At 38.7% G+C, this 25,921-nt stretch carries 12 protein-coding genes and 1 tRNA gene; 3 read left to right on the top strand and 10 right to left on the bottom strand.

What is annotated here, in order from left to right; genetic code table 11:
- Window positions 1-6 precede the first annotated feature (6 nt).
- Complete coding sequence (locus tag NQ542_RS15155) at window positions 7-1,620, top strand: IS66-like element ISBvu3 family transposase (RefSeq protein WP_005639999.1); 1,614 nt, start codon at window positions 7-9, stop codon at window positions 1,618-1,620.
- 77 nt (window positions 1,621-1,697) lie between these two features.
- On the opposite strand, the gene NQ542_RS15160 is transcribed toward NQ542_RS15155, so the two are convergent.
- The 8 genes from NQ542_RS15160 to NQ542_RS15195 all read right to left on the bottom strand — a co-directional run bounded on the left by NQ542_RS15160 (window position 1,698) and on the right by NQ542_RS15195 (window position 21,713).
- Window positions 1,698-2,918: an IS256 family transposase gene (locus NQ542_RS15160; RefSeq protein WP_005650368.1), complete on the bottom strand. Its 1,221-nt coding sequence runs from the start codon at window positions 2,916-2,918 to the stop codon at window positions 1,698-1,700.
- Window positions 2,919-3,212: 294 nt separating this feature from the next.
- Window positions 3,213-7,298 carry a hybrid sensor histidine kinase/response regulator transcription factor gene (locus NQ542_RS15165; protein ID WP_005635421.1) on the bottom strand — a complete coding sequence of 1,362 codons (4,086 nt, stop codon included), beginning with the start codon at window positions 7,296-7,298 and terminating at the stop codon, window positions 3,213-3,215.
- 155 nt (window positions 7,299-7,453) lie between these two features.
- Complete coding sequence (locus NQ542_RS15170; protein ID WP_005635423.1) at window positions 7,454-9,058, bottom strand: right-handed parallel beta-helix repeat-containing protein; 1,605 nt, start codon at window positions 9,056-9,058, stop codon at window positions 7,454-7,456.
- A 48-nt stretch (window positions 9,059-9,106) separates the two neighbouring features.
- On the bottom strand, window positions 9,107-10,798 hold the full coding sequence (locus NQ542_RS15175; RefSeq protein WP_005651377.1) for a RagB/SusD family nutrient uptake outer membrane protein: 1,692 nt from the start codon (window positions 10,796-10,798) through the stop codon (window positions 9,107-9,109).
- A 23-nt stretch (window positions 10,799-10,821) separates the two neighbouring features.
- Window positions 10,822-13,584 carry a SusC/RagA family TonB-linked outer membrane protein gene (locus NQ542_RS15180; RefSeq protein ID WP_005635428.1) on the bottom strand — a complete coding sequence of 921 codons (2,763 nt, stop codon included), beginning with the start codon at window positions 13,582-13,584 and terminating at the stop codon, window positions 10,822-10,824.
- A gap of 37 nt (window positions 13,585-13,621) precedes the next feature.
- Complete coding sequence (locus NQ542_RS15185; RefSeq protein ID WP_005635431.1) at window positions 13,622-15,451, bottom strand: RagB/SusD family nutrient uptake outer membrane protein; 1,830 nt, start codon at window positions 15,449-15,451, stop codon at window positions 13,622-13,624.
- Window positions 15,452-15,462: 11 nt separating this feature from the next.
- Complete coding sequence (locus NQ542_RS15190; RefSeq protein WP_005635433.1) at window positions 15,463-18,591, bottom strand: SusC/RagA family TonB-linked outer membrane protein; 3,129 nt, start codon at window positions 18,589-18,591, stop codon at window positions 15,463-15,465.
- A gap of 854 nt (window positions 18,592-19,445) precedes the next feature.
- Window positions 19,446-21,713: a cation:proton antiporter domain-containing protein gene (locus tag NQ542_RS15195; protein WP_005635442.1), complete on the bottom strand. Its 2,268-nt coding sequence runs from the start codon at window positions 21,711-21,713 to the stop codon at window positions 19,446-19,448.
- Window positions 21,714-22,166: 453 nt separating this feature from the next.
- Between NQ542_RS15195 and NQ542_RS15200 the strand changes: the two genes are divergently transcribed.
- Complete coding sequence (locus NQ542_RS15200) at window positions 22,167-22,598, top strand: copper resistance protein NlpE (RefSeq protein WP_005635446.1); 432 nt, start codon at window positions 22,167-22,169, stop codon at window positions 22,596-22,598.
- 436 nt (window positions 22,599-23,034) lie between these two features.
- On the opposite strand, the gene NQ542_RS15205 is transcribed toward NQ542_RS15200, so the two are convergent.
- Together NQ542_RS15205 and NQ542_RS15210 are read right to left on the bottom strand one after the other, a co-directional pair.
- Window positions 23,035-23,110 (bottom strand) — tRNA-Lys (locus NQ542_RS15205).
- A 78-nt stretch (window positions 23,111-23,188) separates the two neighbouring features.
- Window positions 23,189-24,337 carry an AI-2E family transporter gene (locus NQ542_RS15210; RefSeq protein WP_005635451.1) on the bottom strand — a complete coding sequence of 383 codons (1,149 nt, stop codon included), beginning with the start codon at window positions 24,335-24,337 and terminating at the stop codon, window positions 23,189-23,191.
- A gap of 89 nt (window positions 24,338-24,426) precedes the next feature.
- Here NQ542_RS15210 and dacB point away from each other — a divergent pair, with 89 nt between their 5' ends.
- The gene (gene dacB, locus NQ542_RS15215; protein ID WP_005635453.1) at window positions 24,427-25,884 is read left to right on the top strand and encodes a D-alanyl-D-alanine carboxypeptidase/D-alanyl-D-alanine endopeptidase; all 1,458 of its coding nucleotides are present in this window, start codon (window positions 24,427-24,429) and stop codon (window positions 25,882-25,884) included.
- Window positions 25,885-25,921: the final 37 nt, after the last annotated feature.

Consider the following 25,921-nt stretch of genomic DNA (forward strand, 5'->3'; position numbering starts at 1 on the left):
AAAAGAATGATTCATACAGATACGATGGAACTAATAATCAAGAATCAACAGGAGCAAATAAAAGGGCTTCTGGAGACAAATCGTACCCTTGTAGAATCAAATCAGAAACTTATGGAACAGACGGGAGAACTGCAGCAAAAAGTACAGGAACTCCTGTCGCAAGTAGCCTGGTTAAACAGACAGCTTTTCGGCAGAAAGAGTGAAAAGCTGGCATCCTTGGATCCCAACCAGCTTGCCTTGTTTGATACCTTGGCTAATCCCAGGCAAGAGGAAACGGATCTTGTGGAGACTGGCGTAGGCACTAGGACATGTAAACCGGACGGAAAGAAAAAAGAATCCCGCCGTAATCGGGAACTGTTAGAGGGGCTGCCCGTTGTGGAAGTCATTGTCGAACCTGATAATGTGGATCTGAATCGATATCGTCGTATAGGTGAAGAGCGCACACGTACGCTTGAATTTGAACCGGGAAAGCTATATGTCAAAGAGACAGTACGTCCCAAATACGGACTCAAAAATAATTTAAGTCTTCCCAAAGAGGGTGAAAGCGGTGTCATAATAGCACCGCTTCCACCTTCCCCTATATACAAATGTCTGGCAGGACCTTCCTTGCTAGCCGAAATACTTCTGCAGAAATATGAATATCATGTTCCCTTTTACCGTCAGGTAAAGGAATACAGACATTTGGGTGTACGACTGCCGGAAAGTACTTTAAGCGGGTGGTTTAAGCCAGTATGTGAGTTATTAAGTCCTCTTTATTCGGAATTAGTAAAGCTCGTAACGGGCAGCGGATATGTTCAGGTCGACGAAACCACAGTACGGGTCATCAACAAAGGAAAGGGAAAAACCGATAAGGAGTATTTATGGATGGTCAGGGCAGCTATGGAAAAACTGGTCATCTTCCATTATGATGACGGTTCCCGATCCGGACAGACAATCAGAAATTTATTAAAGGACTTCAAAGGATATCTTCAAAGTGACGGATACAGTGCCTACAATGCGTTTGATGGCACTAAGGACGTGTGCCTTATTGCCTGTCTGGCCCATATCAGAAGACATATGGAGCTGGCACTGGATGAAAATAGATCACTTGCTGAATATGCTCTTAAACAAATACAGGAACTATATCATATTGAGCAGATAGCAGATGCCCGGAAACTCGATGCGCAGGGACGATGTGCACTCCGCCAGCGTTTGGCAACTCCCATACTTGACTCCTTTGAAAAATGGATGGAACAGACTTATGGCAAAGTACCACCAAGAAGTCGCATGGGACAAGCTATTACCTATACTTATCCTCTTTGGCCAAGAATGAAGAATTACCTGAAAGATGGAAATCTGAAAATCGATAATAATCTGGCGGAAAATGCGATTAGACCACTTACTTTGTCCAGAAAGAACTTCCTCTTTTGTGGTAACCACGAGGCAGCTGAAAATACAGCAATCATATGCTCACTATTAGCTACCTGTAAAGCACAGGAAATTAACCCAAGGGAATGGCTGAATGATGTCATAGCCAAACTTCCATACTATCTGGAAAGAGACTCCGGGAAAAATGTTCGTGAACTTCTTCCGGATGTTTGGAAGTTAGAGAAATCCAACACGAATCCAATTGGAGTTTAAATATTTATGTTAAAGAATAAAAGACACTGTCCAGAATTTTGTGTAAATGAAAACAGGATTCAGTTGTAAGTTTGTTCTTATATCTGGATTCTGTTTTCAAACATAAGCATAAATTGATTCATAATCAAGCCCCAGTTTGAAATAGGCATTGTCCATTTCTTTTCAATCTCCATAAGCGAAAGATATACGGTCTTTTTTACAGCATCGTCCGAAGGAAATGAAAGTTTTGATTTCGTGTACTTTCTGATTTTTCCATTCAGGTTCTCAATGAGATTGGTTGTGCAGATTATTTTTCTGATTTCCAGCGGGAATTGGAAGAAAACAGTCAAATCATCCCAGTTGTTTCTCCATGAAAGTATAGCATAAGGATACTTTCCTCCCCATTTCTTTTCCAGATTGTCAAGTTCTGTGGCTGCAACCTCTTTGTTGGGTGCATTATAGATATTCTTCATATCCGCTGTAAACTCTTTCTTATCCTTATAAACGACATATTTACAGGAATTTCTGATCTGATGTACCACACAGACTTGAGTGGATGACTGAGGGAATACACTGCGGATAGTATCCGTAAATCCATTCAGATTGTCGGTACAGGTAATCAGTATATCCTGCACTCCACGGGCTTTTAAGTCGGTCAGGACACCCATCCAGAAAGAAGAGCTTTCCGATTTGCCAACCCACATGCCAAGAACTTCCTTCAGGCCGTTCTGTTTCAGTCCGACGCAAAGGTAAACGGTCTTGTTTATGATCTTGCCGTTATCCCGTACCTTGAAGACAATACCGTCCATCCAGACTATCAGGCAAACAGGATCAAGGGGACGGTTCTGCCACTCCTGGGCAGCCTGATTGACTTTGTTGGTAATGATGGAAATGGCCGATGTAGAGAGCTCTATTTCATAAATCTCACGCATCTCTTCCTCTATGTCAGAAACGCTCATTCCTTTGGCGTATAGGGAGATAACGAGCTTTTCTATAGAAAGTCCACGACTTTCATGTTTGGGCACTGCTATCGGCTCAAACTGGCCGTTACGGTCACGTGGAATAGAAATGACAGACTCTCCATGTTCGGTCTGGATTTTCTTCGGATAACTGCCATTCCGGGAGTTGCCGGTATTGTTCCCTGTCACAGAATTCTTTTCATAGCCCAAATGGGCATCCATTTCGCCTTCAAGCATCTTCTCCAGCACCTGGGCATGCAACTGTTTCAGAAACTTGCTCACATCCGCTTCTGTCTTGAACTGGCTAAGGAACTCCTTGCTTAACACCTCATCGGGCACTACTTGATTCTTTTCTTTCATAATCTTCTTCATTTTGCAAATCTATAAAATAAAAAATACGAGACTCAAACTTGAATCCCGTATTTTCCATTTACACAAAATATTTTATAGTGCCGAATAAAAAACTCGATATTAGCTTTTGACTAAAGTTGATATCGAGTTTTCTATTTTATGAAAATACAATGTGTACTTTATCGGATGCTTACGAATAAATTATTCCACAAAAACTTTTTGTGGAAATTTTTGAGGTGTATGGATGAAACTTTTGTGTTTAAATAGACTTTAAGAATACTTCTTTTTATTTTTTCCCAAAAGCTAAGAACATATAGTTTCCATATATTCTCCTGGTGTCATGTTAAATTCTTTCTTGAAACAAACACTGAAATAATGTGCATCTTTAAAACCTACCAAATAGGCAATGTCTGAAACATTACCCCTTCTTTGTTTAATGAGTTCTTTTGCTGTATTCAAACGTATACTACGGATAAATTCATTAGGAGACATATTTGCCAAAGACTTCAACTTGCGGTATAACATAGAATTGGACACTTGCATAATTTCACAAAAATGTTTGACATCAAACTCGGGATTTTCCATATTCTTTTTGACAATATCCATGGCCTCTTTCAAAAACTTTTCATCGTATGATGAGATCGTAATATCTATATTCTGTGTCAAAGGGTTGGATTTAAAGCTATCTATAACCCTTTTTCTATTAGAGATGACCATGTCTATATTTGCTTGTAACACGTTAAAATTAAATGGTTTGGTTATATATGCATCTGCGCCGCAGTTCAATCCTTCCAAATAGTCTTTATCATTTATTTTTGCCGTAAGAAGTATAATCGGAATACAGCTTGTCTCTTTCTTTCTCTTGAGTTGTTTACATAGTTCGAATCCATCCATGATAGGCATCATGACATCACTAAGAATCAGATCAGGCTTAATTTCTTGTACAAGTTTCAGTCCTTCCTCCCCATTAGCGGCCATTGATATCGTATACTTTTCTTGTAACAAACGCTGAAGTGAATCTCGCAAGTCTTGATCATCTTCAATAACCAAAACGGAATTCTGTTTTGAAGATTTTTGAATTTCAGAATTGGACTGTGATTGTTGGATGGCTGCTCCTTCAGGCGAGTCGTTTACAATGAAACGATGTTCTATCGTTTCATTTATTTGTTCGTTGCTATAGCTTGTTTTGTTGATAGGTATTCTGATTGTAAATTCTGTCCATTCTTCCAGTTCACTAGTTACACTAATCGTTCCTTTGTGCAATTCGACAAGACTTTTAGTTAATGCTAGTCCTATGCCATTCCCTTTAAGGCCCAATTGTTTAAAACTGTTTTCATAAAAACGATTAAATATATAAGGTAATTCATCGGTTGCAATACCTTTTCCTATATTTCTGATTTTAATAAGTAATGTTTTATACTGAAATTCACTTTCCTGATCCTCTGCTTTAAGGAGAATCTCTATTTTTCCCCTACCATCCTGATAGCTGAACTTTGTTGCGTTAGAAAGTAAATTATATAAAATTTTATCGATTTTATTCGTGTCAAACCAAGCAGCGATATGTTCAGGTTCCGACTGCATACATAAGCTGACATTTTTATTCTTTGCTAATAAAGCAAAGTTCTCTTGACAAAGATTACAGACAAAAGAACTTATATCTCCATAAGATATGTTGAGTTTTAATTTATTGTTTTCCAGTTTTTGAAAATCAAGAATCTCTTCAATCAACCTATTAAGTCTGATCGTATTCGACTGGGCCGCTTTTAATATTTTATTATCAATATTATACATACGCTTAAGCTCCTCAATGGAGCAACTGATAATAGATAACGGCGTCAAGAATTCATGAGAGATATTGGCAAAAAATTTGAACTTGGATTGATGTAATTCTTCCGCTTTTATTCTCTCTATTTGTTCGACCTTCACAGCTTCTTTCAATTTATACCTATAATTTTGAAAACGATAAAAAACATAACCTGAAATAGTTATCAAAAACAGATAACATACCAAAGCCAAATTCGTTTTGTAAAAAGGAGGAAGCACTTTTATGCCGAATTCTTCATAATTTTCATTTTCCACTCTACCTTCATTCAATGTCTTGACCAAAAAACGATATTCACCTGAAGGTAAGTTGGTGTAGAATGCTGTTCGTGATGTCGCATCCGTGTAGATCCAATCTTTGTCAAATCCCTCCAATTTGTAAGCATATTTTTTCTTTTCAGGATGTACATAAGAAAGTGCGGCAAATTTGATCCCGATATTATTATCAGAAGAAGTCAGAGTAATGTTTTTAGAGTAGAGTGGATGAGTTTTTCCAGATAACTGTTTTTTCTTCTTATTCGGCAGTTCATCAAAAGATTTGTGGAAAATCTTAAAATCACTAATGATAGTTGGAGTATGGGTTGAGTCATAGTTCACCAAGTTTGGATGAAATATGCAGAAACCACTAGGGGTTCCGTAATAGATCTGTCCTTTCTTGTCATTGAACATTGAATTTTTTAAACAGCTTTTATCCAACATTCCATCTCTATCATCAAAAATAAGTGATTTATGAGTCTGACTGTTATACAACACCACCCCCTTATTAGTTCCTAAGACAAGAGTTCCGTTCACTTCCGTTATATTAAAAACGATATCGCTAGGTATTTCCTGTATATTAGGAGCCGGTTCAAACCAGTCTTTTTCTTGGTTATACTTCTGTAAGCCATAACCATTTGTTCCAATCCAAAGGTTCCCCATTTTATCCTCATAGATACACATGATCTCATCAGCAACAAGCAGTTTGTTTTTACTGTTATAAGTTTTAAAAGACAGTTTATGCACATTGGATCCTGATGCCAGACTGTATAGCCCATCAAAGTAAGTTCCGAGCCATACTGTACCTGTGTGATCCTGATAAATACACTGTATGCGGTTATAAGTATCATAAGAAAGTGTATCATTATTAGTCGTAATAATATTTAGTCCCTCATCAGAGCCGATCCAAATATTGCCATCCTTGTCACTTATGATAGAATTAATACAACTTCCGATTTTTGTTTTTCCTAAATGATGAAGATAATACTGGCAGGACGAGATTTCTCTATCTTTTAACTGACAAATTATCAATCCGCCAAATTGTGTACCAAACCATAATTCCTTTTTAGACGGATGTTTGAATATAAATTGCACATTTCCAGGCCATTGGTTAAATAGTTCATTATATTTTGATATTTCTTTATAACCGGTATTTTTTCCCACTTTTTTGTCATAAAAGGAAAACCCGATTTTATCGACTCCAAGTAATAAAACATTTTTATTCCATTCATACAACGCATTCACTTTTAAGTTTTGATATGGCTCCAATGAAGATTTCATCGGGTAATTGGTAAAGATCTTTTTTTCTTTATACGCGATATAAACACCTGAATTTGCTGTTGCTATCCAAATATTCTTTTGATTGTCAATGAATAGATCATTAATATCCTCGTTGGAAATAAAACCAGACGAATAAACATCGGTATTAATTGGTATCAGTTTATTGTTATTATCTATCCTATATAGCCCTTGATTAGTCCCTACTAAAATGTTTTTGTCCGGAAGTTGCTGTAAACATTTAAAAATGCACTCATAATCAGTCTCATACCCGAACTGAGTATATCGGGCGTGTTTAGAAGTTTCCCGATTGTTCATTTTGGATACACCATTACCCCAGTTGCATATCCAAATGTTTTCAGCTGTGTCTTGCAATAAAAAATTGGTTCTATTCAAAACGGTTACTTCAGGATATTGGTAAAAACGTTGTTTTTTCACATCAAAACGGCATATTCCATTATCAAATGTTCCCACCCAAATATCTCCTGATTTGTCTTCCAGTAATGCGTGAATTGAATTTCCTGCTATGGATGTTTCATCATTGGGACGATTTTTATATTGGAAAAAAGAACCGGTTTGTCTATTATATTTTAAAAGTCCAACTTGTGTTCCTACCCATAACGTACTGTCACGAGAGATCAGCAAAGAATGTATAAAAGAGTTAGGAAGACTGTCATTGCTGATACAAACAATCTTGTCGGTCGATTTATCCAAAAAGTGTAACCCTTGTTCAGTCCCGATCCACAAGTTATGATCAATGTCTTCAACAATTGCATTTACAATATTACTTTGCAGCAATTCCGGAAATTGGCTTGATGACTTGTATGTCTTAAACTCATATCCGTCATAGCGACAGAGACCATTGTTTGTGGCAAACCACATAAATCCGTCACTGTCTTGAAGAATTTGATTAACATGTTTATCAGGGAGACCTTCTATATTGTTGATCGCCCGTACATTATAATCATTCCATGCCGGATAGGCACAAAAAGTTATAAAAAATAAGTATAATAATAGTATTAAAATTTTACTCATAAAACAAAGATTTCTAATACATTATTAAATACATAGCAACCTGTATCTTTTGATTTTCTTTATTTACGCAAGCCCCAAGCATTTTTTGATACTAAAGTAATTTAAAGTTTCCACATAATCCAATTTTGAATTTATATATTTTTTATTTTGACTATTTATTTACTAAAAAACGAGTTTATAGCATCACTGTCGACAATCTGTAACTCTCCGGTAGGAGTATTGACTGAATGAAGAAATGGCTTGAGCGATTCAACCCCTGACAGATCATTTTTTATCATATTGCTATATGTTTTATTTTCATATGTTGCCCCTTCGTCTTCAGGTATATTTTTGATATTTCCAAGGTAACAATTATCTTTAAAAAAATTATTTGTTGAATTTCCAAGCAAGAAACAGCTGTTTTCTGCCACATAAAACAGGTTCTCACATACTGTTGTACTGTCTGCATCTCCATAAGATTGTGTTGCGCTTAACAAACATCGCTGTACGTCGGAATTGACTTTCTTGGTCACATGAATGATATTATGCCGAAGTGTACTGCCTTTAGCCGGTCCTGAAATATGAATACTCGGAGAAAAAAATCCTGTTCCTATTTTCTTCGTTCTATTTCCGTCGTTTATGCTGATATTACCCTGTATCAGCGTGTTATTTGTTCCAATATTTTCTGGCATTCCTGTTTCTCCGGTATTACAAATCAGCAGAAAGCCTCCTTCATTGTCATGGCTGTAATTATATTGAATAATAGTATTGTTACAATTATTATCTGAATCAAACCCTTGAGCATCGCCAGGAGCCTTATGATCGGAAACTTCATTGAACTGTATGAGTGTGTTGTCACAACTCCACGGCCAAATTCCAGCAGCAAATTCTCCATCAGGTAACAGGTCCGGACAATTTTTGATTCGATTATACTCAATTACAGCACTATCGCATCCTATAGGAACGATACCATCTCCTGGAACTCCTTCGATAAGATTGTTTCGTACAACAACATGACGATTCGGATGCCAAAAGTCACGTGTTACATATCCCCACCAAATTATTCCGTTCCGCTCACAACGACGAATAATACAATTCTCTATTGTCAGTCCGTCAAAGATACTCGGTTTCTCTCCTTCATTCACAATATATATCCCCGATCCTCCACCTTGCTTTTTTACGAGACTACCGTTCACATCATGAATATACAGATTTCTTAACGTGATCGAACGAGCTGTACCATAGTTTTCCAAATGAACTTTTACACCGGTCCTACCAGGTAATCTATCCTTTCCGGTATTAACTATCTCCAAATTTTGTATGGTAATTTGAGAAGAGTTATAGACATACACGGCATAAGGAGACTGATCATATCCTATGATACAAGGATCATGTCCCTTATCTCCATATCCATCAATGATTATGGGAGCTTCCGCTGTTCCTGTCCCATTCAAATAAAGTTCTCCGATAAATGTCTCCCCTTTTTTGAGAAGAATCTTGTCTCCTGGGGAGAGTTTCAGACCTCGAGTCTTTGCTAAATTTTTCCAAGCTTTATCTGGAGATGTTCCATTGTTATCATCACTTCCGTTTGTTGCATCAAAATAATATGAAGTAGAATTATCGGATGATAAATATCCTGATGGTGAAATACAGGCATTAAGAAAAAAAATCAGAAAAACAGATATATATTTGTTCATATTTTTGATTGCCTTCCAGAAAAATAGCATTTGTTTTTTGTCTCCGGTAAATATTTTTTGCTTAAAAATGTCTACTTGTTTCATTTGTTTATAATTTAAACTCCCGGCGGATTATTTCCGCCGGGATACGGTTCACCATCCTGGATTTTGTTCCAATTCCGGATTAATATACCTCTCCGATTGTGGAATCGGATACAGATACATACAGTCTTTAAATATTCTTTTCTCTACCAAAACTTTTTTGTAACTGAATGAGCCATCTTCTTTTTTTGTAATGTCAACTCCATATATGTCTGTTGTCTGATCTGCAATCTTCCAACGGCGAATATCCCAAAAACGATGATCTTCAAATGAAAGTTCGACTCTACGTTCATTTCTTAACTTGGCTTTAAACTCATTTAAAGTCAGATTATTTGGAAATGGTGGCATGTCCACATGTACACGGCTTCTTACAATATCTACAGCTTCTTTAGCCGACATCGGATATCCATCTTTATAGTTAGGGTCTCCATATGCTTCAACCATAGCTTCCGCAAAATTTAACAAGATCTCGCTGTAACGCATAATATTCCATACATGTCGTTTGCTTGTCACGAATTCGCTTTTCAAACTGGTGCTTCCGTCTACATATTTTCTTAAGTAGTATCCTGTAACCGTTGCATTTTTTTGTGGCTTTCCACTTCTTCCTCCGTACCAACATTCTACTTGCTCATCATATACCCACCAAGCTCCGTTTTGGGCCACCAATTCATACATACGGGGATCCCTTCCTTCATATGGATTCTGTGAATTATAGCTTGGATCCATATGTTCATAGCCTGCATCAGGTGCAACCGGCAATCCACTTGCCTGCATTTCATACGATTCGACTAAGTTTTCTGTTGGGCAATGTCCCGTATTACCACCACCTTCGATACCTATAGGAAAGTTAACCCGTTCAAACCAGTTATCTTCCCGTTGCATTACTCCAAAAATAAGTTCATTATTATTAGAATAGTTATTATTCCAAAGACTCCATAAATCCGGTAACGGCATGTAACCGAAATCCCAAGCTTTTTCGATGACATCTGCAGCGGCACGTGCAGCAGACTTCCACTTGTCTATATTGCCGGACTTATTGAACAATGGACTTGCTGAATATAGTAAAGCTCTTGATTTCAAAGCCATTGCTGCGCCTCTTGTTGCACGCCCTGTTTCGCTTTTTATCAGTTCTTTGTAACTGATAGGTAAATGAGGAGCAATCGCGTCACATTCATCTACGATAAACTGAATAACCTCATCGAATGACGTCCTTTTTTGCATGTTGGCTTCTTCTTCAGAAAGCAAAGTCGTAATAAGAGGAATATCACCATAACGTTTAGCCAATTCAAAATAAAAATAGGCACGTAAGAATCTTGCCTCGTATGGATAATACTTGAACTGTGCCATGATATCCTCATAATCTTCGTTATGCTTCAATTCATCGAATTCCTGTCCTTCAACTTCTTGAAGAAACATATTCACAGCTCGTATCCCCCTAAAATAATTCCATCGATCATCCAAAGTATTAATAGCACTCCAGGCACCATTGTTGAAACTATGTACAGGTGACAGTTTGTCAACATAAACAGCTTCGTCACATGCTGCAGAACGTAATGCATCTCCACCAATCGTACCAAATGCGGCAGGAACATAAGAGTATATATTAGTTAGGAAATCCCGGGTATATTGGAAACTAGAGAATACTGCATCTTTTTCCAAGAAATCCGATTCATCATATTCCAGATAATTACAAGAACTGGTACAAAGAATCAATATGCTAAATATCAATAATTTATTTTTCATCTTTTTTATTTTTATGATAAACATTAGAATGCGAGATCAAAACCAAAATGCACAGAACGTTGCGCAGGGTAAGTAGACCAAATTACTTCCGGATCTGTTTCATTTACGTTGTCTATGGAAAAGAGGTCCATACCTTTAGCAAACAACTTGAATTCACGTAAGCGTAAAGGCTTTATACAACTTTCAGGCAACTTGTAATAAATTTCTGCTGAGCGTAGTTTTAAAAAAGAAATATTTTTCATGAATACGGAATTTCCACGATAGTTATTTGCACTTTCTGTCGTTGTAAGACGCGGGTATATAGCATCTGTATTGTCTTTTCCTGATCTCCAGCAATTTTCCAGATAATGTTCTGAAATAGTCTGATTATTCATTAGGGGAGCATAAAAGCAACTTAGGCTGCGTTGTACGGTATAATGGCTGGCACCTTGAAACTGGGCATTGATTCCTAATCCTTTATATTCGAAATCGAATCCCATTGAATAGAATAATTCCGGGCAGATCGTATTATATCCCATCGGTACCACATCCAATTCATCTATCCGATTATCACCATTCTGATCTTTATATTTCAAGTCTCCTGGATATACAGTTGAGAATGTTTGTATCGGACTATTATCAATATCTGCCTGATCTTTGAAGAACCCTATAGCTTCCAACCCGTAAAATTGCCCTAAACGTCTGCCGGTCGATTTTAGGTAATCGTAAGGTTTAAAAGCCTCGTTCATGTTTACAATCTTGTTTCTAGCGAATGCCAGTTGAGCATTGACATTAAAAAAGAAATCCTTCATCTGCTTGCCTACGTTCATACCGACTTCCACGCCATAATTATTAACAATGCCACTTGGAGAGTTGGAAGCCGTAGCTCCAAAGAAACCGGAAGTAATGTTGCCATCTGCAACCATAATATCATATCGATGATCGTAATAGCTTTCTACATTGAAGTCTATCAAGTCCAATATTCGTATATCAACTCCGATATTCGCTTTACTACTTTTTTCGAATGTCGCATTCAAACTTGGCAATTGTCCTTCCGTAATGCCTCCATTTGCAATGAAGTCATCACCGAAAACAAAACCTCCACCTCCTCCAAAAGGATATTTGTCCATATTTTTCCAAACGTCATCGCTCCCTGTTAATCCGTAAGAAAGCCGTAATTTAAGCAGGTCTAACCAATCGATATTGTTCAAAAAAGACTCTTTATTAAGTAGCCAAGCTCCGGAAATTGCAGGAAATACTCCCCAACGATTGGCTTTTGGTAAACGACTGGTCCCTGAAGCAGCGATACTAAAGTCCAAATAGTATTTGTTCAATAAGCCATAATGGCCTGAAGCGATGACGTCTTGATGCATATACGTATTATATTGACCGAGATAAACATTTTTATCCTGCTTATAACGAATAGAAGCGAACAAATTGCTTTGGGAAAAATCTTTCTGGTAATTCAAAGCAAATTGAATATTGGAATGTCTGTTCTGATTGTTCAGCCAACTGTTGAATCCTAACTGTTTTTCCTCCTTTCCATATTGGGTGTTTACCGTATCGGTTGGAATACCACTATTGTCTAAATGCGCAATATTGGACTCATACAAATATTGTTTTGAACGAGCATCCCATGTCTCTGAATAGGCATCAAAACCAATACGGAATTCTGCTGACAACCCTGGAGCCAAAGCTTCCAGATCTTGTGTCAATGTCAGATCCGCCAATAATGTACGGGCATGAGATGTGGTATATCCTGTCGATGATGACTCGGCAACCGGATTCTTCGGATACATGTTTGATCCCCCCCAAATACCGTTATGGCTCCTGACAGGATATGCATTAGCAGGCAAAGCATATAGGGTTTCCATGAGCACTCCATCTGAAATACTGCCAGGAGAATATTTTTCTTTCAGCTTACCAGACAAATTAACCTTTACCTGGGTAGACGATGTTATGTCTATATCCAAGTTTGTACGTACGTTGAGTATCGAATTGGCTAACTGAGTGGAATAGCTTCCTTGATCCGTATTCTTTAACAATCCTCTATCCGATATGAAATTAATCATCGAATAATATCTGATCCGGTTGGATCCTCCGCTTGCAGTGAAATTCACTTGATCTCGCTGCCCATGATCCCGTAACGTTTCATTAAACCAGTCTACATTAGGGAATAAGATTGGATATTTTCCACTTCTATAAGCTTCAATTTCTTGTTGGGTATATCTGGGAGCCAGACCTTCGTTTGCCAAACCCTCATTAACCGCTTCGGCATAAGTGGCGGCATCAGCCATTTGGGGTAATCGTACAGGTGTAGTGACGCTATGCTGATAGGAAACATGAATGTCAGTTTTACCTTTTTTCCCTCGTTTGGTTTTCACCAAGATTACCCCGTTAGCTCCTCTAATTCCGTATGGAGCCAAAGCAGCAGCATCTTTGAGGATCGTTATTTCCTCAATTTCCTCTAGAACCAGTGAATTTATATCACGCTCCAAACCATCGACAAAAACAAGTATCGAATTGTTATTAAGCGAACCGATTCCTCGGATATTCATGCTTGGATATCCTTCTCCATCCCCATACTCTCCGTTTTGGCGGATAAACAATCCGTTGAGTTTCCCGTAGAGTGCATTGGCGGGATTAATATTCGAACGTTTCATCAATTCCTTCCCACTGACAGTAGAAGCAGAAATGGTCGTTTCATCAAATTGTAACATATCAGATCCTGTCGTTTTTTCTTGTGCCCAGACAGAAGCAATGCATAAAACAGGTAGTGATATGATGGTTATTAATTTATTCCTCATTTTATTATTCTGATTTTGTATTAATGACTGGTTAGCATCACCATCCCGGATTTTGAATCAATCCGTACGATTTGTTGATTTCATTACTGGGAAATGCACTTAAATACCATTTAGGGGAGAATTTCCCAGGATTTGCCCATTGTCTAAGTTCTCCATTTTCAGCCGGTTTGAATAATTTATATTCATACTTGAACTCGCTGGTTTCCGGATCCTTAGTAATAACAACTCGGTGTGGAGTTTTTTGGAAGATATCCACCCGCTTATAACGAATCATATCAAACCATCTGACTTCTTCATAAGCAAATTCGCAAACCCGTTCGTTCATCAGTGTTTCCAGAAAATCCTTTTTGTTCAATCCCGCTTTCAAATGACCGATATTAACGCGATCACGCAATTTATTGACACATTCATAAGCTAGTGCCATGTCCCCGTTTGTCTGGCAAATAGCTTCAGCATATCCCAAATACAACTCAGGTAATCTTAAATAAGGCCATTGAACCACTTTTCCGGATATCTCTGCAGGCCATTCAAACAAAGGACCGCCACCACCATCGAGGATGAATTTACGTGGGCGATAACCGGACATGAATGCTCCATATGATCCTTCAAAGTCTTGATAATGTTTACCTCCTACATATATTTCAGCAATACCTCCATAATATTTGTCTCCATTTACAACTACTGTTTCATATAAGCGGGGATCACGTTGTTCATACGGGTGTTTCGGATCATATAATTTACTTTCTGTGATAGGTAAACCATCTATCATTGGAAACATATCAACAAGTTCCTGTGTCCCACAGGCAGTACCGGCATCACCGGCTGTTTCATAATAGCTCCATCCCCAAGTCCAATAATCAGGTACGGTATAACCATAATGTGTAGCAATGATTGCTTCTCCTGTACCCCGATCAAGATAACCGGAACGAAACGCTTGTCTGGGATCCGATTTATAGACTAAACCATATTGTCCATTCTTATTCAATTCATCGAAAAATGCTTTATGAGCTGCCAATGCTTGTGTCCATAGTTCAGGTTTATAACTTCCAAACCACATCAAACGTTTATCCGCTGCTTCACCTGGCATATATGGTTCTGAACTGTTAAACAATGGGCTGGCAGCAAACAATAGGATACGTGCCTTTAGCCCCATTGCCGATGCTTTTGTTAATCGTCCTTCCCATTCTCGGTTTTCAGCAGCAGACATAGCCCAGGGCAATACATCTGCTGCCTCATCCAATAGATTTACAATAAAATCAAGCGTTTCCTGTACAGTACCTCTTTCTTTTTGCATATCTTCATTCGCTGTGTATGCATGGTCCACAATCGGTACCCCTCCATAATGGCGAAACAAATCACAATAGTGCATAGCGATAATAACTTTTGCTTCTGCTTTTAAACGCTGTTTTTCAGCCTCTTTCATATCAGGAACTCGGTCTACATTTTCAATAAACAACCATGCGCGACGAATGCCTAACCAACAAGGTCTTTGATAGTAGCTGTATTTGGATGAATAGCCATTATTTTCATAATCGGCAGAATAAGTGCCATTATAATGTATAGCAGCTCCTGATACACCATCAGTCCAAACATTGGAATAAACAAGGTCGGTCAGGCAATCCAGAGGATCTGAGCCCATCAGTTGATTACCTTGATTACCTAAGTTCAGACCATAATGCAATGTGGCATACGCACTCCAAAGGGCTGTCCGTGCATATTGCGCATTAGAATAAATTACATCGATATCGACATCATTGGAAGGAGCTTTTTCTAAGAAGTCATCTCCAAATTTTAAATCCTGACAAGACAGGAAAGAACCGATAAATCCTGCAAGGACAAATATATGTTTAATATTTATTCGTATCATATTCAACAATATCAAAAATTAAGATTAAGACCAATATTAAAAATCATCTGAAGAGGATATTGAAACTGTTTGTCGTCAGTTGCTTCCGGATCTGCTATTTTCAAATGATCAAATGTCAGTAAATTTTCGCCAGAAGCGTAAATACGCATATTTTTCAAATGAATCTTTTTCATCCACTCCCCCTTGAACGTATATCCGATTTGAACATTTTTCAGACGGATATAGGAAGCATCCTTTAGCCAAAGGGTTGAATTTCGAGTGTAATTATTCGCATTCGCTGCACCTGAAAAACGAGGTGTTTTAGCTGTTTCTGCGGTTTCCGGTGTCCAATGGTCATCAATCATATATTGTAACAGCCCGTAATTTCCACCGCCGAAAGGAACACGTAACCCAGCACTTATAAAGCGTGACACCTTTCCGCTACCTGCCCAAAGCATACTGAAGTCGAATCCTTTATATTCAAATCCAGCGGTGATGCCTGCAGTCAATTGCGGGTATATAGGATTACCAATGGGGCACTGATCATTGTCGTCAATTATATTATCACCATTCAAATCTTTATATTTGGCGTCCCCAGGCTTTAGGTCGAGCTTATGATCCGGAAGCTTCCCGGATTCAAGATCAGCTTCTGTTACAAAACCGTCAAAGATAAAACCGAAAGGTTGTCCAACGGATTGTCCTGTTTCATATAACCAAGGATACTTGTGTGGTATCTCATCCTTATAGACAATTTTATTTTTTGCATATGAGAGGTTTCCATTGATCCAGTATTTAAAGTCTCCTATGGAGTGATTCCATTTCAGAACCAACTCGAATCCTTTGTTATCAACTTTGCCAATATTAACAACAGGCATTGTTATAGCTATAAAATTCGGAGCTGTATTGCGTGTTGTAAGGATATCGTGACGTTTCTCGATGAAATAATCAAAAGATCCAGATAAATGCTCATCCAATATTGAAAAATCCAAACCGTAGTTTTGCTTTCCTGCTTTTTCCCAAGAGACAAGAGGATTCCCCATTTGTAACTCGGTTGCTCCGTCACGATTTCCAGAAACGTCCACTCCGAAATTATAACTTGTTCCATAAGGATTGTAAGCATCAGGCAAATAGAAAAAGCGTGATTTAGTATTCATCAGGTCATTTCCGACTATTCCATATGATCCTCTAATTTTTAAGTAGTTTATAAAAGACTGATTTTTCATGAACTTTTCTTCAGAAAGAATCCAGCCGGCAGAAAAAGCTGGAAAAATTCCATATCGATGTCCTGGCGCAAAATTTTCCGAACCATTATAACCTACGTTAAAATCAACCATATAACGATTGTCAAAATTATAGGTAGCTCGTCCGACCAAACCTACATATCCGCGAGGAATACTAACATAGTCGAATTGAGCTGGATCTGGATATTGGTCACGCCACTGATTATACAAAATCAAAGCACCAACTTGATGTTTCCCAAATTTGCGATCATAGTTCAAACTACCTTCCAAATACCAATTTCGCCCACGATCAGTAGATTCCTCAAAATACAACTGGCTTTCTTCACGGAATTTTCGGAAGAATAATTCATTGGTTTCCGGATCTCTATGCGCAGTGTAATAGGGGATTTCTTTGTAACGGTTTTTCCTATGTGTATAGCCGCTATTATAAGAACCTTTTATATTAAGAGATAGCCCTTTAGTCAAAAAATCCAACTTTTGCTGCAAAGAAAGGTCCAAATTGATTTCGTTATAAATACGTTGGTTATATCCTTTCCCGAAAAAACATTCAAATGGATCGGCATTTTCCAAGGCTCCTTTGTCCCAACCGATGTTATCCGGACTTGTATGTATCCATTTACCATCATAAAGTCCGGCTCCTCCGAACGGAGTGACTCTTGTCAAGAATGTAAAAAGGTTGCTTTTAGTATTAGGTTCTTTAGTATCTTCAAGACGACCTCCTAAATTGATTTTTAATAGAGTGGAACGTGTCACATCGATGTCTAGATTTGCACGATAGTTATATCTGTTGTAAGTAAAATTAGAATTATATCCAGCATCGAAAGATCGAAACAGACCGTTTTGTGTCAAAATACCTACAGAAGTAAAATAACGTACACGGTCGGTTCCACCTGATATGCTCAAGTTATGCTGAGACTGAAAAGATGTTGGTTTTAGGATAAGTTCCATCCAGTCCATATCCGGATAAAGTAAAGGATCTGTATGATTTTTGAAAGCATCCAAGATCTTCTCGCCAAATACAGGACTGGCTCCATCGTTTGTCAGTTTCTCGTTAAATGCAACAGCGTAGTCATAACTGTTGGCATATTCATAAAGCCGGATCGGCTTTTGCAAACTGGCTGATGTCGATACAGATATTTGAGCTTTACCTTCTTCTCCTCGTTTCGTAGTTACTAAAATGACCCCATTTGCCCCACGAACACCAAATACGGCTGTTGCAGAAGCATCCTTCAGCACGGTTATATTTTCAATTTCGTTGGGATCAAGACGAAAAAAAGAGCGCTCGACACCATCGACCATAACTAATGGTGCAGCTCTTTTAGCATCAAGGGAACCTATACCACGTACGAATATAGCAGGATCATCAGCTCCAGGTTGACCGGAATATTGAATAGTTGATAATCCAGGAACTTTACCAGTCAATGCTTGTGCAACATTTGGAACAGGTGATTTCAAAATATCTTTAGTTCCAACGGAAGATACAGCCCCCGTGACTGTAATTTTCTTTTGTGTTCCATATCCAATAATCTGGACTTCGTCCAACATTTCGGAATTCTCATTTAAAGTGATGTTCAGATTGCGATTATTTTTAATCAAGACAATCTGATCCTCATATCCAATATATGAGAACTTGATTTTGATAGAAGTAGACGGCACGTTTAAAGTAAAGTTCCCATTACTGTCTGTCATGGTTCCGATGGTAGTCCCTTCTACAATAACATTGACTCCGGCCATTGGTTCTCCTGACTGGTCTCTGACATTTCCTTTCACAGAAATTGTTTGTTGTGATACATGAGACAAACCAGTTGTTTGTTTTTTAAATGAAGTTGGCATGCTCATTCTTTCCCCAGCCTGTATATTTTGGGCTGTGGCCATTCCGATTAGAATAAGCATAAGACTTCGTGATACAAGTTTTTCCATTTATAGATGTTTTATGGTAAAATTTTATGACAAAGTAACATGTTTTAGACATTATGAGAAGATGAAATTTTATTCAAATGTGTTCAAAATCTATTCATGATATTCCATTATATGGTTAAAATTCAAGATTCAGCTATTTCAGAACCATAAGTTTAACATTATTGATAGAGATATAAATATCTAAAATCCGTCTATTTTTAGAATAACTGTAATAAATCTCATCCGCTGTAAATGAGATGATCTCCATTTACAGCGTACTTATAGTTTAAACAAACGGTTTATGCTAAAGAACTGATGAATATTATACATAAATATTAGTAAGTCTGAATGAAAAGAAAGCAATATCTTTTTCCTCCTTTAGATTGTTTGAAAACTTTATTTTTCAATCTTTGAACTGTTAATTTGTAACTTGTTCGTTAAAAAGAAGATGTGCCTTAGTTTTGACACATCCCCTTGCTTTTTCTTTTGTTTTCAGTGATCCGTCTGGAATCTGAATGTTATTTATAACATGACTGATTATCAAATCGATTTTGAGTGTTGCCATTTCAATCCACTGATTCCACCTTGTGACAGTTTCCGCATTATACTTGCGGTCTAATCGACAATCCTGTTATCTTTATATGACAAGAAGAAAATATAAGATATTATTTGAATAGACGATATAACTTTATAGATGCTAAAGTCGTTGTCGCAACAGAAGAGGATATTGTTGTAACTCCAAAAGCATATGACGGCTTTTAACAACCATATGTAGGTCATAATACAGTCCGGGGATTATGCTTTGGTATCCTAAAAGAGGTAAACGTAATCCTTAATTTCTGCTTAATACTTATTTTGTACTTTGACTAACAAACTTAATTGGAACTTGAATCTTCGCTTAATTGGACAATTTGACGATATTCTCCGGCAACCCATACGCTATCGTTTTCCTCGAAAACTGTTTGGGATGAAAGATTCATTATCGGTCTCCCGTCCCGTTCGATACCCAAGATTAGACATGCGTTCTTTTCCCGAATGCCAGACTGTTGAATTGACTGACCGATCAACTGAGATCCCGGTTCAATATTGAATTGCTCTATTTTTATATTTTTATTGGTGCTTTGTGTCAACCGATCTCTATGTTCTTTTTCCTGTTTTTGCATTATTCCTTGGAAGATATCCAATTCTTCATCTGTTCCAACAATTATGATCTTGTCAAAAGGGTAAAGGCGTTCCTCACCTTTTGGTATATTGATTTGTTGTTCACCTCGAATGATAGAAACGACGTTTATTCCATATTGTTGGCGGAAGTTGACCTCTTTCAAACTCCGACCGACAAGGGAAGACGCTTGGTCAACAGTGAAATCAATCAAGTGCAAATCATTGAAAGGTAAAGATTCCAGAATTTTGTCGGTCAAAGGGCTTTCAATGTTTGATCCATTTGTTTTCCCGTTGAAATTATCAATAAATCTTTTTTCGATTGAGAGAGAACGCTTTTTCAGTTTTTTGGATAAGATAATCATTGCCAATATCAACAGGGTAACAATAAATCCGACACCGGATGCCACGTTTAATATATGAACTATAACCGGCATTAGGATACTTGCGCAAAGGAGTATCTTTATTGCTATCAGAGAAACCAATGGCCCCCGGTTATATTTGCTGTCATTCCATAATTTCTGAAATTCAGGAGAATGATTCTTTTTCATAATGATGGCCCAAAGGAAAGGCAATATAACAGCCAGAATAATAGATAAGCTCAATAAAGCCCCTTTGATTCCAGATATGTTTTCGCGAATAATCGGATTTATATAAGTGAAAAATAGGATGATGCTGAATATTGTCAATACTGTATATAGTATTACATCCAGTAACATAGATTTCAACAACTTATTCCATGTACTTTTATGTTTGACAGTGTTGGACCCGGAAGAATAGCGGTTCAACATTAGTTTTACAGATGAAGGCAAATGATTTTCGATCAATTGATAGGTCGGAATTGCCAAACGGATCATATAAGGAGTAAGAAATGTTGTAACAACCGATACAGCGACAATAACAGGATACAGATAATCGTCCGTTACTTTCAAGCTAACTCCCAATGAAGCAATAATGAACGCGAATTCACCTACTTGAGTCAGGGAGAATCCTGATTGCAGGGCTATCTTCAAAGATTGTCCGGACAAAAGGATGCCAAGGCTTCCGAAAAAGACTTGTCCGACGATTACCAATATGGTTAAGATACAGATTGGGATAAGGTATTCGATTAATAAGTCCGGTTGTATCATCATACCTACAGAGACAAAAAATATGGCAGCAAACAGATCTTTTACTGGTTTTACCAGCTTTTCTATCTTTTCGGCCTCAATAGTTTCCGCTAATAATGATCCCATGACGAAGGCTCCAAGTGCAGAGGAGAATCCAGCTTTAGTCGCAATCATAACCATACCCAGACAGAATCCTAATGCTATGATCAATAAGGTTTCGTCGTTAAGAAACGGTTTGACCTTTTTTAGAAAACTTGGAATAAGATAGATTCCGAGTAATGACCAAAATATAAGAAACGCTCCTAGCTTTAGAATGCTTTTCAACATTTCCATTCCTTCAACTTGCTGGCTGACTGCTAAAGTCGAAAGCAAGACCATCAGAACAACGGCAACTAAATCTTCGACAACTAAAACACCCAATACAACTCCGGTAAATTTTTGCCCTCGAAGTCCCATGTCATCAAATGCCTTGAATACAATTGCCGTGGATGACATAGAAAGCATACCCCCTAAAAATATGCTGCTTATATGTGAGAAGCCAAGTGCGTTTCCTGCTGCATAGCCTAGAAACATCATTCCGGAAACTATGGTTATAGATGCAATAACGGCTGTGCCTCCTACAGTCATCAACTTCTTGAAAGAGAATTCTAACCCCATGGCAAATAAAAGAAATATAACGCCTATGTCTGCCCATATTTTTATATTGGCAGGATCGGATACTGTTGGTATATAAGGTACGGCAGGTCCGGCAATAATACCGGCAACAATATACCCCAAAACGACAGGTTGTTTCAACCATTTAAAAACCAATGTAATTATTCCCGCAGCAATTAATATAACTGCCAGGTCGGAAATTAGAGGTGCAATTTCAGACATGTTATTTATTATTATGTGCTTGCAAATTTACATATTAACTTAAAACTTTGTTGGAACAAAATAAAATACTCTTGTTCTAAAATCATAATATAACGTAAGTTCGAAACAAGCATAAATATCGTCTGTTTCAAGCATTATTACAAGTAGTATGTCTGCAAACGTCTGAAGCACTTATTGTTACGGAGCGTTTGCTGGGTACGGAGACTTATGTCAAGTAGATGGCAGGTTTCTTGGCAGTCTACCCATTCCCCCCATTTTTTCATCGTACATTTTGCAGATAGGATTAAAAAATAATAATGCAATAAAGATATATGTATTATATTTGTGGCAATCAGTTAAACAGTATTTGAATGTATCCAAATACTGTTTAACTGATTCTATATTAGAGAAAAGTCGAAAAAATGAGATATGATACAGATATATTGATAATAACTAAAAAAGAAAGGATTTTTTATGAAAATGATTTTTTTATGGGCTATATTTGGGGTTGTCATGATCAGTTGTAATTCTTCTCAGAAGAATAATGCCCCAATTAAGAACCGCGAAATAAAAACAGAAAGCCAAGCCCATACTTCTAATTTATTTGGAACTTATGAGGGAACTCTTCCTGCAGCAGATTGTGAAGGCATAAAAACGATATTAGTTATAAATGAAGATAAAACCTATACCTTGAAGAGCGAATACATAGGGAGGGAAGATGCAACATTTGAAACTAGTGGTATATATCATATAATAGGGGATTCAATAATGGAATTAGTCACTCCTTCTTCAGGAGAAAAGACCTATTATAGAATGCTAAATAATAGACAAGTAATGCTGTCCGATAAAGAAGGAACCATTAGTCAAAGTCTTTTGGCTGAGCATTATATTTTAAATAAAAAATAACAGCCTATTCTCTTTGTTATTCTCTAAACAAGACGGAAAGTAAGACAAGAACTGCATTGGACAAATAGAATAAATGAAAAGTGAGAACAAATGCCCTGTTAATATGCTCTCTAATCTCAAGTGCAATCATTTCATGGGATGATTGTACTTGAGACGGGCGATTTCAAATGTGGTCCGTTTGTCCTTCAGCCTTTGTCGGATCGAGAATTTGCTTCTTATCCCTTTCATTTCTTCGGAAACGGTCTGGTCCAAAATCCTCGTGTATATTTTGTTGTCCTGATGTCTGTATGTCCGAGCATTTTCACAACAGATTCCATTGAAATCCTGTTGGCTAGCGCGACGGTGGCGAATGTATGTCTAGCCATAAAATGATGTTACAAAATTAATTTCGAACTATGTAAAAAAAGAAAAGGTCTTCAAGACTGAAGACCTTCTTTGGTGATCCGCCTGGGGTTCGAACCCAGGACCCCATCCTTAAAAGGGATGTGCTCTACCTGCTGAGCTAGCGAATCATTCTGTGCGTTACTTCTGTAATGCGGGTGCAAAGGTAGGGCTTTTTTTTATATATGCAATAGCTGATGCAAGTTTTTTTATTCTTTTGGGAATGTTTTTTTCTTTTGGACCTTTGACAACTCGTGCTTCTCTACAAGAGACTGGTCTTCTTCCATAAGTATAAAACGTTTATAATAAGAGAGAAAGAGAGTTGTCAGGGGGAGAGCGATGATTAAGCCGATAAAACCTAATAAAGTTCCCCAAATGGATAAAGAAAGAAGGATGATGGCCGGATTCAGTCCCATAGCCTTTCCCATAATGCGGGGAGTGAGATACAAGTCTTGTATGCACTGCACGATGCAAAGGACGAGAATTCCCGATCCGAAGATCAGCCAAAAGTTTTCTCCGGTCTCCGCAGCTTTGAGGAGACTCAGCAAGATCATCGGGATGATACCGATCGTTTGCATATAAGGAATGAGGTTGAGGAAACCGATGAATAGCCCTAGGATAACGGCCAGCGGGAAACCGACGATCTTAAATCCGATGGCGAAGAGGATGCCGACACATAAGGCAATCAATGACTGTCCGCGGAAGTAGCGGTTCATACTATATTCGACATCGTCGGCTAACCCTTGGACAAAGGGGCGGTAACGTTCGGGAATCAGGCGGATCCAACCGTTGACAATCCGTTCATAATCCAACAGGATAAAGATGAAGTAAAGGAAGATTACAAACACGATCGTAATACTGAACAGAATGGAGAAAGTATTAGTCAGTACGATCCACATTTTGGGAGCGATCTGTTTGACCGCCTTTTCTATGTTCTCTTTGCTCAGGAGCTGTGCCAACTGGTCCGGGTCGATATTCTTTTCCAGATACTCTGCCCATGACTGCGGAATCATCGGGATATGTCCGTAGCCGCTGTTATGTTCCTGCATCAGTTCCAAAGTCCGGTTGAACTCCTGGGTGACAGAGGGGACGATCACGACACCCACCAGCGAGATCACCAGAAGGGTAGACACGAGAACGGCCAGGATAGACAGCAAACGACTTTTCAGCTTGACTTTATACTGGAAGAACTTGACGAACGGCTGCATCATATAAGCCAGCAGCCAGGCAATCAGGAATGGTAACAAAGCATTTCGCAGGACGGCGATCAGATAGATAATACCACTGATAACAGCCAGGCCGAACAGAATACGTGCCACCCTGTCGAATGTGAACGGTTTATCAAACAATGGGTTCATATTAAATTCTTATCTTTGCAGGCAAAGATAATGCAAACCGACTTATCTTTGCCTTTATGGCAAAGATAAAATAAAGTTGAATAGAAAGGATGATACGAAACAAAATAGTACTGCTTTGCCTGTTGATTTGCCTTCATTTGCTTGCCGGTGCACAGACTCCCGCCCCCGTCAAATGGTTATTGCAGGCCCCTTATATGCGGGGAGCCTCTTTTTCTCTGGTAGTGAAAGATGTGCAGGAGGGAAGAACGGTCTACAGTTATGATACGGACCGGCTGCAATCGCCCGCTTCGGTGTTGAAGACGGTAGCCACGGCGACAGCGCTTGAGATATTGGGAGAAGACTATCGCTATCCGACCACGTTGGAATATGACGGAATACTGGAAAACGGCACGTTGGAGGGAAACCTCTATATAAAAGGAAGCGGTGATCCCTCCTTGGGCTCTTCGCATTTCGCACCGGGGCAGAACAAGTTTTTGTCAACCTGGATAGCTGCTTTGCAGAAAGCCGGCATCAAGCATATAACAGGATCGGTCATATCGGACGAAAGCATTTTCGACACCGAAGGCGTCTCTATTAAATGGCTCCGGGAAGATATGGGAAATTATTATGCCCCCGGAAGTTATGGTATTTCCATCTTCGACAATATGTATAAGTTATCCTTGCAGACTGGGGCTGCCGGGACGCGGCCGGTCTTGAAGGGGACAGAGCCGGATATCCCTTTTATCCGGTTTAAGAACTACCTGAAAGCCGCTCCGGTTTCTTCGGACAGCGCTTATATTATCGGTGCTCCGCTCGATGACGTGCGCTACTTGTATGGTGTCCTGCCTGCGAACCGGGAGGCGTATGTCTTGAAAGGAGATATCCCCGATCCTGCCTTATATTTGGCACGCTATCTGACGGACCAGCTTCAGCAGAAGGGAATACGGGTGGACGGGTCCCCTTCCTGCTACCGTATCGAGGTGGAGGAAAACCGGTGGAAGAAGGGAGAGAGGAAAGAGATTGTCACGACCTATTCGCCCACGCTGCGGGAGATAGCAAGCGTATGCAACCATGTCAGCCATAACCTATATGCGGATGCTTTGGTCAAAACGGTCGGATTGCAATACAAACCGCGAAGGAACGAGATGATCTCCTCGTTCGGTCGTGGTGTGCAGGTCGTGAAAGAATATTGGGAGAAGAAAGGTTTGGATGTCTTTCCGCTCCGGATGAACGACGGCAGCGGCTTGGCTCCGGCAGATAAGGTGTCGGCCGGATTTATGGGAGAGCTGTTGGTCTATATGGCGACGGAATCTGCTGTTTCGGATGCTTTCATAGCCTCTTTACCACAAGCCGGGATAGAGGGATCAGTGCGCAATTTCTTGAAAGGATCGAAGTTGCAGGGAAAAGCCCGCCTGAAAAGCGGGGGTATTACGGGTGTCAGGAGCTATGCCGGCTATATCACGAAAGATGGAAAGACGTATGCGGTAGCCGTTTTCTCGAATAACTATTCTTGCCCGATGAGCCGGATGACTAGGGCTTTGGAAAAGTTGCTGTTACAACTTTTTTAATTAATTGAGAATTGGGCTACGCCGTATCATTTTAACA

The organism is Parabacteroides merdae ATCC 43184 (assembly GCF_025151215.1).
Taxonomy (GTDB): domain Bacteria; phylum Bacteroidota; class Bacteroidia; order Bacteroidales; family Tannerellaceae; genus Parabacteroides; species Parabacteroides merdae.

Coding starts and splice junctions, on each gene's coding strand:
- NQ542_RS15155 (WP_005639999.1), top strand. CDS start 7: ATGATTCATACAGATACGATGGAACTAATAATCAAGAATCAACAGGAG.
- NQ542_RS15160 (WP_005650368.1), bottom strand. CDS start 2,918: ATGAAAGAAAAGAATCAAGTAGTGCCCGATGAGGTGTTAAGCAAGGAG.
- NQ542_RS15165 (WP_005635421.1), bottom strand. CDS start 7,298: ATGAGTAAAATTTTAATACTATTATTATACTTATTTTTTATAACTTTT.
- NQ542_RS15170 (WP_005635423.1), bottom strand. CDS start 9,058: ATGAAACAAGTAGACATTTTTAAGCAAAAAATATTTACCGGAGACAAA.
- NQ542_RS15175 (WP_005651377.1), bottom strand. CDS start 10,798: ATGAAAAATAAATTATTGATATTTAGCATATTGATTCTTTGTACCAGT.
- NQ542_RS15180 (WP_005635428.1), bottom strand. CDS start 13,584: ATGAGGAATAAATTAATAACCATCATATCACTACCTGTTTTATGCATT.
- NQ542_RS15185 (WP_005635431.1), bottom strand. CDS start 15,451: ATGATACGAATAAATATTAAACATATATTTGTCCTTGCAGGATTTATC.
- NQ542_RS15190 (WP_005635433.1), bottom strand. CDS start 18,591: ATGGAAAAACTTGTATCACGAAGTCTTATGCTTATTCTAATCGGAATG.
- NQ542_RS15195 (WP_005635442.1), bottom strand. CDS start 21,713: ATGTCTGAAATTGCACCTCTAATTTCCGACCTGGCAGTTATATTAATT.
- NQ542_RS15200 (WP_005635446.1), top strand. CDS start 22,167: ATGAAAATGATTTTTTTATGGGCTATATTTGGGGTTGTCATGATCAGT.
- NQ542_RS15210 (WP_005635451.1), bottom strand. CDS start 24,337: ATGAACCCATTGTTTGATAAACCGTTCACATTCGACAGGGTGGCACGT.
- dacB (WP_005635453.1), top strand. CDS start 24,427: ATGATACGAAACAAAATAGTACTGCTTTGCCTGTTGATTTGCCTTCAT.